Source organism: Hydrogenophaga soli, from assembly GCF_054777695.1.
In genome coordinates, this window is the sequence record NZ_BAAHAK010000007.1 from 35,153 (window position 1) to 48,486 (window position 13,334).

A 13,334-nucleotide genomic window follows, 5' to 3' on the forward strand; every position below is an offset into this window, starting at 1 on the left:
GGCTGCCGCCGTGTCATCGCGCATGCCGTGCGCGTGCATTCGCACCGCACTTCGCTCAGCATCCGGAGCCCTCTTCCCACGCGCAGGCGTCTTGCCTCGAACGCGCCAGGCCGGTCGCCGTGGCAGCGTTCGTCGGCGGGCTGACTGCAAACAGCACAGCGCCGCCGGGCCGCCGACGCCCGGAGCGAAAGCGAGGGACAAAGCCGGAAGGCAAGATAAAAGGTCGCGGCACCCGGCCGCTTGAAAACCCTGTCTGCACATGGGGGTGGCGCGGCACGCGCCAAGGGGCAGCGGCGTGCCGCGAGAGTGCGCAATGTCGTACCGGCATTGGCGAAGGCGCGTGCCTCCCTCGCTGGACTGCGCCGATCTTGGATGGAGACACCACATGAGCAATCAAGACGACAACCATTTCCGGGCGCGGCCTGGTGCGCGGAAACGGTGCGGCGATGCCTTCATCAACAAGGTGCTGCGGCAGACCAGCAAGGCTGGCGCCAAGCTCGGCAAGACGGTCGGCAAAGTCGGCCATCGGCCTGGTTCCCGGCTGGGGCGCGGCCATGTTGCGGCCCGCTTCGCCGGGGCCTCGCTCACGCCAAACGCCCGTCGCGTGATGATCAAGGCGCGGCTGGTCAATCTGGCCAAGGCTGGGCCGCGTTCGACCGCCGCACACCTGCGCTACATCGAGCGCGAAGGGGTTGATCGCCAGGGTGGGCCGGGCCATGCCTACGGCCCGACAACCGACGCAGCGGATACCACCGCTTTCGAGGAACGCGAGCGCGAGGATCGGCACCATTTCCGCTTCATCGTCTCGCCGGAAGACGCCGAACAGCTCGACGACCTGCGCACCTACACCCGGCACCTGATGGCACGCATGGAGACCGACCTGGGCACACGGCTGGACTGGGTGGCGGTGGATCACTGGAACACCGACAACCCGCACACTCACGTCGTCCTGCGCGGCAAGGACGACACCGGCAAAGACCTCATCATCTCCCGCGACTACATCGCCGAGGGGATGCGCCGCCGTGCCGCCGAACTGGCAACCGAATGGCTGGGGCCGCGTACCGAGCTGGAAATCCAGCGCGCCGTGCAGCGCGAAGTCGATCAGGAGCGGTGGACAGGGTTGGATCGCACCTTGCAGCGTGTGGCCGTGGACGGTCTTGTGCGTCCGGAGACGCTGGCCGAGCCCCGGCTGCAACGCCAGCGGCAAATGCTGATCGGCCGTCTACAGCGCTTGCAGCGCATGGGCCTGGCAACCGAGCAGCAGCCCGGTGTCTGGGCCATCCATGCCGAGGCCGAGCCGACCCTGCGAGCCATGGGCGAGCGTGGCGACATCATCCGCACCATGCAGCGCGCCATGGGCGGAAAGCAGCGTGATCTGGTCGTGTTCCAGCCCGGCGAGGAGGGTCGCGCCATCGTTGGCCGGGTGGTCGGCAAGGGGCTGGCCGACGAGTTGCATGACAAGGGCTATCTGGTCATCGACGGGATCGATGGTAAGGCGCACTACGTTGCGTTGCCGCCACGATCGGAACTGGAGCAATACCCGACCGGTGCCGTGGTGGAGGTGAAAGGCTCAACCGACTTGCGCGTGGCCGACCGGAACATCACCGCGCTGGCCGTCGATGGCGTGTACCGCACCGATCATCATTTGGCCGTCGCGCGAGGTCGGGCCACGCCCGACCGTGATCCGCGCGAGGTGGTGGCGGCGCATGTGCGGCGGCTCGAAGCCCTGCGTCGCGCCGGCATCGTGGAGCGCAATGCCGAAGGCGTCTGGCGCGTGCCCGATGATCTTGCTGAACGAGGCCGTCAGTACGACGCGCAGCGCCTGGGCGGCGGCGTGGCGGTGGAACTGAAATCGCACCTGCCGATTGAGCGGCAGGCCCGCATCATCGGCGCGACCTGGCTGGATCAGCAGTTGATCGGCGGTGGCAAGGGGCTGGGTGACCTGGGCTTTGGCAGCGAGGTCAAGGACGCGCTGCAGCAGCGTGCCGATTTTCTGACCGATCAGGGACTGGCCGAGCGGCGCGGGCAGCGCCTGATCCTTGCACGCAACCTGCTGGCGACGTTGCGCGGGCGCGAACTGGCGCAGGCCGCACAGGACATTGCCACCGAAACCGGCCTGGAGCATCGACCGCTGGGTGATGGCCAGCGCATCACCGGCTTCTACCGACGCAGCATCATGCTTGCCAGTGGTCGCTATGCGATGCTCGATGACGGCATAGGCTTCAGCCTGGTACCGTGGAGACCGGTGATCGAGCAACGGCTGGGGCAGCAGATTGCCGCGACTGTGCGCGGCGGTGGCGTATCGTGGGAGATTGGTCGGCACCGAGGGGCATCACTCGGATAACCCGGACAACTTCGCGCGGACTATGCATATCTGTCTGCCTGAACTCCTGGCTTAATTCATACGGAAATACGTCTATCGGTGTTGTATCCGGTGCTGGAACCTTGTCCCCTACGCTTTCTCCACGCGTTCTCCATGATGGCTACACCGTGGCTCAATCGGCGGTTGGCAAAATCATGGCTTCGAGCGATTCCGGTTCGGGATGTCCGCCTCGGTGGTCATGGGCTAGTTCCATCTGGGTCGAAGATTCACGTGTCTTGGCGCAAGTGCGCGACAGCCTGCTGACCGGGCGATTCACACCTGTATCACGCGTAGCCTATTCACACAGGAGGACATTCCCGATGCAATGGCGCAATAACAAAACCCGATTTGGTGCCTTGGCAAAGCTCTTCCACTGGACGAGCGCGGCGGCCTTCATCGGCGCTTATATCGTCGTCTATTACGTCATCTGGTTTATGGACTACGACACCCAGCCCGAATCCCTGCTCGTGCTCAACATCCATTGGGTACTTGGCTTGCTGGTCGGCTTTCTGGTGTTGCCCCGGTTGCTTTGGCGTCTGCTGGATGTGCAACCCGAAGAGCCTCCGGGATCGAAGCTGGAGCACTGGCTTGCCCATGTCGCGCACGTGGGACTGTACGGCCTCTTGATTGTGATGCCGCTGACGGGCTACTTGGGCACGCACGCTTCGACCGACTTCGGGCTGTTCTCTGTTACAGGATTCAATGAAACCGCACTGTTTGCCTGGATCAGCCGAACCTTCGACGTTACCTGGGAAGCATTCGAGATGCCCATCGACGTGGTGCATCACTTCCTGGGCAAGTGGGTGGCCTGGGGCGTCGTCGCACTGCACGTGGCCGCTGCCTTGTTTCATCACCGGGTGCGCCGCGACGATGTGTTGACCCGGATGTTGCCCTGTTCAAAAGCAGCGTGAAAAGGGCGGCCCCGGGGCCATCCGACCTTGACCATCGGTTCCACCGCGTCATTTCATGATGCCCTGTCGTCTCCACGCAATCTCCATGGCGCCTGCAGCGTGTGTGCATCGGTGGGCGCCAGAATGATGGGTTCAGACGACCATACTGGCCACACCTTCGCGAGCCGGATCGCCGTCTTTGGATGATAGAGAGAGATGCAGATACCAGCAGAACAGTCCGCAAACTCGCGGCAGGACTACGAGGAACTCGCCGCCGCACACGTTTCCATGAGGCGTGTGTTCGCCTTGTTCATGCCTTACCGGCTGAAAATTCTAGCGGTCGTGGTGCTGTTGATATTCGGCTCCATGATCGGCATGGCCGCGCCCTTTTTGCTGCGGGCCATCATCGACGATGCACTGCCTGGCGACAATTTTTCCCTGCTGCTCTGGCTGGTCGGCGGGCTGGTTGCGGTGGCCATGCTGGGGGCGACGATCAGTACGGTGCAGACCATTCTGTCGGCCCGGATCGGCCAGGCGATCCTGCACGACTTGCGGGTGCGTGTGTACGCGCACCTGCAGTCGCTGTCGCTGCGATTCTTCGCGGGCAACCGTACCGGCGAGATCCAGTCGCGCATCGCCAATGACATCGGCGGCCTGCAATCGCTGGTGACCGATGCCGGCAACGAGCTGGCGCGCAGCCTCAGCACGGTGCTGATGACGGCCCTCGCCATGTGCCTGCTCGATTGGCGGCTGGCGCTGTTTTCGCTGCTGGTCGTTCCGCTGACGGTCGTGATCAGCCAATGGGTCGCCAAGTTGCGCGAGGCCATTACTTACGAGCAGCAGGCCAGGCAGGCGGATCTGTCCGCGGCGGTTCAGGAGTCGTTGTCGCTTTCCGGCATCATCCTCGCCCGCACCATGGGCCGCAGTGGCTTCCTGGTTCGCCGGTTCTCGCGGACTTCGCGGGAGGTCGCGGCACTGGAGGTGCGCTCGCGTACCGCCGGCGAATGGCAGTGGGCGCTGATCGGTTTGGCGCTCTCGATCCTGCCTGCGCTGACGCTGCTGCTCGGCGGCTGGTTGATGGGCGGCAGCACACCACTAACCATCGGCACGCTGGTGGCCATGATCGCCCTGCAGGAGCAGTTGCTCTGGCCTTTCGAGCAGTTGCTTCAGTTGGGGCGTGACATGCGTACCACGCGCGCGCTGTTCGCGCGCATCTTCGAGTACCTGGATACTCCCGTCGAAATCACCGAGCGCGCCGCTGCGGTGACCCTGGAGCGCGCGCAGATGCGCGGCCAGGTGACGGTCGATGGCGTCAGCTTCCGCTATGACCCGCACAGTGCGCCGGTACTGGAGGACATCAGTATCGACATTGCGGCAGGCACCCACGTCGCCATCGTCGGCGCCACCGGATCGGGCAAGACCACGCTCGGCCACTTGCTGGCCCGGCTGTACGACGTGGATAGCGGCTCGATCCGCTACGACGGCGTCGATGTGCGCGATCTCAGCTTCCAGTCATTGACCGACATGCTCGGCGTGGTTTCCCAGGAGCCGTACCTGTTGCATGCCTCGGTGGCTGACAACCTGCGTTTCGCCAAGCCGGATGCGACCGATGACGAACTGTTGGCCGCCGCCAGGGCCGCGCAACTCGATGCTGTCATCGGTGCGCTGCCCGACGGGTACGAGACGCTGGTCGGTGAGCGCGGCCAGCGTTTCTCCGGCGGAGAGAAACAGCGCCTGGCGCTGGCTCGCACCATCCTGCGCAATCCACCGGTGCTGTTGCTCGATGAAGCCACCAGTGCGCTCGATGTCCGCACCGAGCAAGCCTTGACCAAGGCGCTGGAGGCCCTGTCGAAAAACCGCACGACCGTCACTATCGCGCATCGACTGTCCACCATCCGCCGCGCCGATCTTATCGTCGTGCTGCAGTGGGGGCGGATCGTTGAGCGCGGTACGCATGACGAACTGCTGGCGAAGGGTGGCGTCTACGCCGGACTAGTCCGGTCTTTTTCGTAACAGACGCAGACTCGGCCGATCAGGATCACGATATAAGATAGGGATAGCGCAGGTTTTACGGCGATGCCGTGCCGCCCAGTGCTCGGATCAGCGCGACATGGTTATGCAGCAGCGCCAGATGCAGCCCCGCGAAGGCCAATTCCGCGGAACGGGGCCGCTCCTGCGCGGCCAGCCACGCCCGCACGGGAATCTATCCGGCCCGGTAGCGCGCCTCGTAGAGTCTTTCAATCTCGCGGATGGTGAAGCATTGGCGCTTGCGTGGAGGTTGGATGCAGACGGCCGTGTGCGGCGCACATGACGCCCTGGGTGCCCCCCCCACCAGTCAGGTCTGGCGATCAGCCGATTTCGCTAGACTCGGCTGGCCATCGAATCTCAAACACCGAACCGCCGCGCGGAGACGGCCGGCAACTCGCTTGGCCGCCGTGGGCCTGGGCGATGGCGCGCACCACCGCCAGTCCGAGGCCGCTACCGCCTCTCTCCCGCGAGCGTGAGTGTTCACCGCGCTGGAACGCATCGAACAGGCGTTCGGCAAGCTCCGGCGCGATGCCCGGCCCGCCATCCTCGACGCGCAACAGGCACTCGCCTTGCGACAGACGCGATTCGATGCGAAGGATGCCGGGCTCGGCGTGGCGGCGGGCGTTTTCCAGCAGGGCCAGCAGCGCTTGGCGGATGCGCTGCGGATCACAGCCCACGCGCCCGACGTGTAGATCGACCTCCATGGTGAATCCCGCTTCCTGCAGCGCAGACGCGAGCAGTTGCACCACTGCCTCGATTTCCGCCGACAGTTCCACTTCGCGCCAGTGCAGGTCCAAGTGGCCGCTGTCGGCCAAGCCGATCACGCGCAGGTCCTCAATCAATCGGCCCAGTCCTTCGACCTGGGCCAGCAAGCTGCGGAATTGCGTAGCATCGGGCACGAACACACCCTCGGCCAGACCCTGCAGGCGTCCGCGCAGGATAGTGACGGGCGTGCGCAGCTCATGGGCGATGGCCGCGTTCCAGAACAATTGTTCCTGGGCCATCCGCTGCAACCGTTCGGCCATGGTGTTGAAGTCATCGACCAGCAGTGCGGCCTCGCCGAGCGAACGGTCCTCACTGACTGCGCGTGCGTCTAGCTCGCCCTGAGCAACACGCCGCAGGCTTTCGGCGACTGAGGTCAGCGGCAGCAGGATGCGGCGCGCCAGATTGACCGCGACCAGTACCGCTAGCGCGAGCGCGACGAAAGTGGTCAGCGCCATCCAGGCCCACTCAGGTGCTGTCGGTATCCAGTCGCCAGACTCCGGGATGCTCGCTGGCGCATAGGCGAACCACAGTGCGTAGAACGCATACGAGCCCAGCAGGCTAAGCAGGATGACGACCAGCACCACGGCGCTCATCGACAGCACTATCTGCCGGCTCAGCCCGCTTGGCAGCCTCATATCGCACTCCTGAATTTGTAGCCCACCCCGCGAACCCCGTGGGGCACGCCCTCGACCCCCAGGTTTTCCAGCTTCTTGCGCAGCTTGCTGATGTGACTATCGACCGTGCGCTCCAGCGTGTCGCCTTCTGGCAGGCAGGCATGCAACAGCTCGTCACGCGTGAATACCCGCCGCGGTGCGCGTGCCAGGTACGCCAGCAGCTTGAACTCGGTCAGCGTCAATGCAAGGGCGTGCTGCCGCCTGCCGATGCGCACCGATGCTTCGTGGTGCTCCAGGTCGATCTCGAAGCCATCCACGCGCAGTACGCTGGGCATTTCATGCTCGGCATGCGACGCGCGCCGCAGTACGGCCTGCGTGCGAGCCACGACTTCGGCGGGATTGAACGGCTTGACCACATAGTCGTCAGCGCCGATGCGCAAACCCATCAGCTTATCGAAATCCTGGTCGAGCGCGGTCAGCATGATCACCGGCGTGCTGCCGCGGTGACGAATTTCGGACAGCACCTGCCAGCCATCCATGCGCGGCATCTGCACATCCAGCAGCACCAGATCGGGCTTGTGCGTGCGATGCAGCTCCAGGGCCCGCCGGCCATCGGCGGCGTGCAGCGTCTTGAAGCCGCCGCGCGCGAGATAGGCGATCAGGATATCGGCGATTTCGGGCTCGTCCTCGGCAATCAGGATCAGTGCCTGCCGTCCGTTCGAGCGCTCTGCGGGCGCGGCCAGCGCATCGAGAAATTCGTTCATGAATGTCGCGTCGATCAAGTTTTCGATGATCTCCATATTACCTCCACACAAGCCCAACGCAAAGCCAACTCTCTGTATTCACACTCCCTCATTTCCCGGTAGCCCTTGGCTACCGCAACAGACGGCGAGGTTGTGGTATGAGGATCAAACCGATGCGGCGCGGCGGCTGGGCGCTCATGCTGGCAGCACTAGTGCTGACCGGATGTGACCGTAGCGCGCAAGAGGCCGCGCCGGTGCCGGCCCGGGTGTCGGTGCTCACGTTGACCGACCGGCAGGTCACGCTCGAAGACGAACTGCCCGGCCGCGTGGCCGCAGTGCGCACTGCGGAGATCCGGCCGCAGGTTAGCGGCATCGTCCAGCGAAGGCTGTTCGAGCAGGGCGCGGAAATCCGCGCTGGGCAGCCGCTGTTCCAGATCAACCCTGCGCCATTCAGGGCGGATGCCGACATGGCCGCCGCCGCCTTGCAGCACGCCCAAGCGGCGCTGGTGCGCGCGCGTGTCCAGGCGGCGCGCCTGCAGCCACTGGTCGAGGCCGACGCAGTGAGCCAGCAGGTCTATGACGATGCGGTGTCGCAGCGCGACCAGGCAGCGGCGGACGTGGCACAGGCCCATGCCACCTTGGCGCGCCGCCAACTGGATCTGAAGTTCGCCACCGTGGATGCGCCGATCAGCGGCCGCATCGACCAGGCCCTAGTCACCGAAGGCGCACTGGTTGGAATCAATGACAGCAATCCGCTGGCGCGCATCCAGCAGATCGACCAAGTCTACGTGGACGTGCGCCAGCCTGCCGCGGCACTGGAAGCACTGCGCGTGGCGCTGGCGCCGCGGCACGCCGCTGACAACGGCTCGGGCAGCGAAGGCCTGCCGGCCAGCATCCTGCGCAGCAACGGAACGCCCTACCCGCAGGCCGGGCGCATCCTGTTCTCGGGCATCAATGTCGATGCCGGCACCGGCGATGTGTTGCTGCGCATCCTGGTGGACAACCCCGACCGGTTGCTGTTGCCGGGCATGTTCGTGCGCGCCCGGGTGCCGCGCGGCCAGCCAGCCGAAGCGCTGCTGGTGCCGCAACAGGCGATATCGCGGACAGGCGGCAAGGCTGGGGTGTGGGTGGTGGATGCACAAGACCACGCGCAGCGGATGCCGGTGGACCTGGGCGAACTGGTCGGACGCGACTACCTGATCCGCAGTGGGCTTCAGGCAGGGCAGCGCGTAGTGGTCGAAGGCGGCGAACGCCTGACCGACGGCGCTCCCGTCGCACCCAAAGCCTGGCAGGCCGCAGGCGCCCGCGCGCCTGCGCGCTGAGAGGGGAGACATCACCATGCCGCAGTTCTTCATCCACCGACCGGTGTTCGCCTGGGTCGTCGCCGCCTTCATCGTGCTGCTGGGTTTGATCGCCATCCCGCAACTGCCGGTCGCACGCTATCCGTCGGTGGCGCCGCCCACCGTCAGCATCTACGCGAGCTATCCGGGCGCCACGCCGCAGACACTCAACGATTCGGTGATCGGGCTGATCGAGCGCGAGCTGTCCAGCGTCAAGAACCTGCTGTACTTCACGTCCTCGGCTGACACCTCGGGTTCGGCGCAGATCACCGCGACCTTCAAACCCGGCACCGATCCCGACATGGCGCAGGTCGATGTGCAGAACCGGCTCAAGGCGGTGGAGCCGCGCCTGCCGCAGGTGGTACGCCAGAGCGGGTTGTCAGTCGAATCCGCCACCTCCAGCTTCCTGATGATCGTCAGCCTGACCTCGAAGGACGATGGCTACGACGAGACCGCGCTGGGCGACTACCTGGCCCGTAACCTCGTCGAGGAACTCCGGCGCATTGACGGCGTCGGCCGGGTGCAACTGTTCGGTGCCGAGCAAGCCATGCGCATCTGGGTCGATCCGGCCCAACTGGTCGCCTACGGCCTGTCGATCAACGACCTGTCCGACGCCGTCAGCCGGCAGAACGCGCAGATCGCCCCGGGCCGTGTGGGCGATGCACCGACCATACCGGGCCAGCGGGTGACCATTCCACTGACCGTCCAAGGCCAGTTGTCCACGCCCGAGCAGTTCGCTGCCATGGTGCTGCGCGCCAACCCGGATGGCTCCCGAGTGGTCATGGGCGATGTGGCGCGGGTCGAGCTGGGCGCGCAATCCTATGGATTCTCCAATCGCGAGGATGGCCGCCCTGCTGCCGGCGCGGCGGTCCAGCTTTCGCCCGGCGCCAATGCGGTGCGCACCGCCGACGCGATCCAGACCCGGCTGGCCGAGCTGAGTGCCTCCATGCCTGCCGGCATCCACTACACGACCCCGTTCAATACGGCGCCTTTCGTCAAGATCTCCATCCAGAAGGTTATCTACACCCTGCTCGAAGCCATGGTGCTGGTGTTCGCGGTGATGTACCTGTTTCTGCAGAACGTCCGCTACACGCTGATTCCGGCGATCGTCGCGCCGATCGCATTGCTGGGCACTTTCGCGGTGATGCTGGTCGCGGGCTTCTCCATCAACGTACTGACCATGTTCGGCATGGTTCTGGCGATCGGCATCATTGTCGATGACGCGATCGTCGTGGTCGAGAACGTCGAGCGCCTGATGAGAACCCAAGGTCTTGCGCCCAAGGAGGCGACCATCAAGGCGATGAAGGAGATTACTGGTGCGGTGATCGGCATCACCCTGGTGCTGACCGCCGTGTTCATTCCGATGGCCTTCTTCGGCGGCTCGGTGGGCGTGATCTACCGGCAGTTCACGCTGTCGATGGCGGTCTCCATCCTGTTCTCGGCCCTGCTAGCACTGAGCCTGACCCCGGCGCTGTGCGCGACCCTGCTGAAACCGATGGCCCCGGAGCACCACAGCCGCGGCTTCTTCGGCTGGTTCAACCGCCGTTTTGAGCGCATGACCAACGGCTACACATCACGCGTGGCCGGGCTGGTCAGGCGTGGCGGACGCGTGATGCTGGTCTATGCGGCGCTAATAGCGGTACTGGTACTAGGGTTCCGGCTGCTGCCCACGGCCTTCCTTCCGCAGGAAGACCAGGGCTACTTCATGGCGTCCTTCCAGTTGCCCGCCAATGCGACCGCCGAGCGCACGCTGGAAGCGGTGATGGCCTACGAACAGCACGTCGCCACGCGCCCCGGCATTGCCGGCAACCAAACCACCCTTGGCTTCGGCTTCTCTGGCTCCGGCCCCAATGCCGCGATGGCCTTCACCATGCTCAAGGACTGGGGCGAGCGCGGCGGCGCCACCGCAGCCGATGAGGTGGCGCGCGCGCAGCAGGCGATGGCCGGGATTGCCGAGGGCGACGTCATGGTGCTGCTGCCACCGGCAATCGAGGAACTCAGCACTTCGTCGGGATTTTCCCTGCAGTTGCAGGGCCGCGCCAACCAGGGGCCGGCCGCGCTGGCGGCGGCCGAGGCCCAGTTGCTCGATCTGGCTGCCAACAGCCGCCTGGTCGCCAATGTCTATCGCGACGGCCTACCTGTCGGGCCCAGCGTGCGCCTGGACATCGACCGCCAGAAGGCCGAGGCGCTGGGCGTTTCGTTTGCGGCTGTCAGCGATCTGCTGTCCGCCGCGATGGGCTCGCTGTACGTCAACGACTTTCCCAATGCCGGGCGCATGCAACAGGTCATCATCCAGGCCGATGCGCCGGCGCGTATGCAGATCGACGACGTGCTCCGGCTGTACGTACGTAACACCGCTGGTGGCATGGTGCCGCTGAGTGAGGTGGTCACGCCGGTCTGGACGGAAACCCCGCTGCAACTGGTGCGCTACCTTGGCTATCCGTCGGCACGCCTGTCCGGCACACCCGCACCTGGGGTCTCCAGTGGTGCGGCGATGGCGGAGATGGAACGGCTTGCCGCGCAGTTGCCCCCCGGCTTCGCCGTGGCCTGGACCGGCGAGTCGCTGCAGGAGCGGCAATCGGCCGCGCAGGCGCCACTGCTGATGGCGCTGTCGGTGCTGGTGGTATTCCTGGTGCTGGCCGCGCTTTACGAGAGCTGGTCGATTCCGCTTTCGGTGATGCTGGTGGTGCCGTTGGGCCTGCTCGGTGCCGTAGCTGCGGTGTGGCTGCGCGGCATGCCCAACGACGTGTTCTTCAAGGTCAGCATGATCACGGTGATGGGCCTGTCGGCCAAGAACGCGATCCTGATCGTCGAGTTCGCCAAGCAATTGCACGAACAGGGCAAGGGATTGCGGCAAGCGGCAGTAGAGGCTGCGCGCCTGCGCCTGCGGCCGATCCTGATGACCTCGCTGGCTTTCGGCCTGGGCGTGTTGCCGCTGATGCTGGCCATGGGCGCCAGCGCCGAGACCCAGAACGCCATCGGTACCGGCGTGTTCGGCGGCATGGTCAGCGCGACAGTGCTGGCGGGGTTCTTCGTGCCGGTGTTCTTCGTCGTCGTGATGGGAATGCAGAGGCGCTTCGGTCGCAGGCGCCAGCCGCGACGCGTCGAGCGAGACAACCGCAACGTGGTGGAGGAATGACCATGCGAATCCTGATGTTGCCGCTGGTGCTGGCCATGTCGGCCTGCTCGCTGACGCCACCGCTGGTCAAGCCGAAAGCGCCCGTGGCCGCCGTGTTTCCCGACGCAGCGCCGCCAGAAGTCGCCACCGGCCATGCAGCCGACCTCGGCTGGCGCACCATGTTCGGCGATCCCCGCCTGCAATACCTGATCGCGCTGGCGCTGGAGCACAACCGCGACCTGCGCCTGGCCGCGCTCAACGTCGAGGCGGTGCAGGCCCAGTTCCGCATCCAGCGCGCCGCGCGCCTGCCCGGCGTGGATGCCGAAGCCGGTACCACGCGCGAGCGCACGGAAGCTACCACAACCGGCGGTACGGCCAGCCCTTCCGCCGTGCAGGAACGACTCAGCGTCGGCCTGGGCCTGAGCGCCTTTGAGATCGACCTGTTCGGCCGCGTGCGCGCCCTGTCCGACGCCGCGTTTGCTCGTTACCTTGCCAGCGAACAAGGCCGCCGTGCCACGCAGATCGCGCTGGTCGGTGCGGTCGCCGATGCCTACTTCGCCGAGCAGCTGGCACAGGAACAGCAGCAACTGGCCGAACACACGCTGGACAACTGGCGCCAGTCCCTGACACTGGCGCGTCTGCTGCGACAGGCCGACCAGAGCAGCGGGCTGGACGTGGCCCAGGCCGAAGGACAGGTCGCCACCGCCGAGGCCGACCTGGAAGCCCGCCAGCGCGCCCAGGCCCGCGCCCGCAACGCGCTCGCGCTGCTGGTGGGCACCGAGCTGCCTGCCGAACTGCCCGAGCCGTTGGCGCTGGACGCCCAGCCGCTGCTGACACGGCTGCCAGCGGGACTGCCCTCCGACCTGCTGGCGCGGCGGCCCGACATCCTGCAAGCCGAGCAGGCGCTGGTAGCGGCCAACGCCGACATTGGTGCGGCGCGCGCGGCCTTCTTCCCGCGTCTGTCGCTGACCGCTTCGCTGGGTTATGCCAGCCCGTCGCTGGGTGGCCTGTTCGACGCCGACATGCGCACCTGGCGCTTCGCGCCGCAGATCACCCAGCCGTTGTTTCAGGGCGGACGCCTGCGCGCCGAACTGCGCCTAGCCGAAGTGCGCAAGTCCACCGCCATCACCGAGTACGAACGCGCCATCCAGACCGCCTTCCGCGAGGTCGCCGACGGCCTGGCCGGCTGTGCCACCTTCGGTCGCCAGGGCGACGCGCAGCAGCGGGCGGTAGCGAGCGCCGAGCGTCGCGCGGAACTGTCGAGCCTGCGCTACCGGGCCGGCCTGGAAGGACGCCTAGAGCTGCTCGACGCACAGCGCCAGCTCTATGCCGCCCGGCAGACCCTGCTGGATCTGCGCCGCGACGAAATTGGCAACGTAGTGGCGCTGTACAAGGCGCTGGGCGGCGGTCTGGCTGAGGCCTCACCGGTCGCCGCAGGTGCGGTGCCGACCGCGCCGTACCTAGACTAGAGGAT

The 13,334-nt window shown here is 65.9% G+C and carries 8 protein-coding genes; 6 read left to right on the forward strand and 2 right to left on the reverse strand.

The window, feature by feature from the left end:
* The first annotated feature begins 385 nt into the window (after positions 1-385).
* The 3 genes from ACYVB7_RS13330 (at position 386) to ACYVB7_RS13340 (ending at position 5,265) form a co-directional block, all read left to right on the forward strand.
* Positions 386-2,344, forward strand: coding sequence for a DUF3363 domain-containing protein (locus ACYVB7_RS13330; RefSeq protein ID WP_460508449.1), 1,959 nt, complete (start codon positions 386-388; stop codon positions 2,342-2,344).
* A gap of 338 nt (positions 2,345-2,682) precedes the next feature.
* Positions 2,683-3,273, forward strand: coding sequence for a cytochrome b (locus ACYVB7_RS13335; RefSeq protein ID WP_460508451.1), 591 nt, complete (start codon positions 2,683-2,685; stop codon positions 3,271-3,273).
* 195 nt (positions 3,274-3,468) lie between these two features.
* A complete protein-coding gene (locus ACYVB7_RS13340) occupies positions 3,469-5,265 on the forward strand; it encodes an ABC transporter ATP-binding protein (protein ID WP_460508454.1) in 1,797 nt (598 codons plus the stop codon).
* A 335-nt stretch (positions 5,266-5,600) separates the two neighbouring features.
* On the opposite strand, the gene ACYVB7_RS13345 is transcribed toward ACYVB7_RS13340, so the two are convergent.
* Both ACYVB7_RS13345 and ACYVB7_RS13350 read right to left on the reverse strand, forming a co-directional pair.
* Positions 5,601-6,680 (reverse strand): ATP-binding protein, encoded by a 1,080-nt coding sequence (locus tag ACYVB7_RS13345; protein ID WP_460508457.1) that lies wholly within the window; start codon positions 6,678-6,680, stop codon positions 5,601-5,603.
* Positions 6,677-7,423 (reverse strand): response regulator, encoded by a 747-nt coding sequence (locus ACYVB7_RS13350; protein WP_460508862.1) that lies wholly within the window; start codon positions 7,421-7,423, stop codon positions 6,677-6,679. The genes ACYVB7_RS13345 and ACYVB7_RS13350 overlap by 4 nt, the downstream gene beginning before the upstream one ends.
* 137 nt (positions 7,424-7,560) lie before the next feature.
* On the opposite strand from ACYVB7_RS13350, the gene ACYVB7_RS13355 reads away from it, so the two are divergent.
* The 3 genes from ACYVB7_RS13355 to ACYVB7_RS13365 are packed head-to-tail and all read left to right on the forward strand — an operon-like array spanning position 7,561 to position 13,329.
* Positions 7,561-8,724 (forward strand): efflux RND transporter periplasmic adaptor subunit, encoded by a 1,164-nt coding sequence (locus ACYVB7_RS13355; RefSeq protein ID WP_460508460.1) that lies wholly within the window; start codon positions 7,561-7,563, stop codon positions 8,722-8,724.
* 16 nt (positions 8,725-8,740) lie between these two features.
* A complete protein-coding gene (locus ACYVB7_RS13360; RefSeq protein ID WP_460508462.1) occupies positions 8,741-11,881 on the forward strand; it encodes a multidrug efflux RND transporter permease subunit in 3,141 nt (1,046 codons plus the stop codon).
* A gap of 2 nt (positions 11,882-11,883) precedes the next feature.
* Positions 11,884-13,329, forward strand: a complete 1,446-nt coding sequence (locus tag ACYVB7_RS13365) for an efflux transporter outer membrane subunit (RefSeq protein WP_460508464.1) — start codon at positions 11,884-11,886, stop codon at positions 13,327-13,329.
* Positions 13,330-13,334 lie beyond the last annotated feature (5 nt).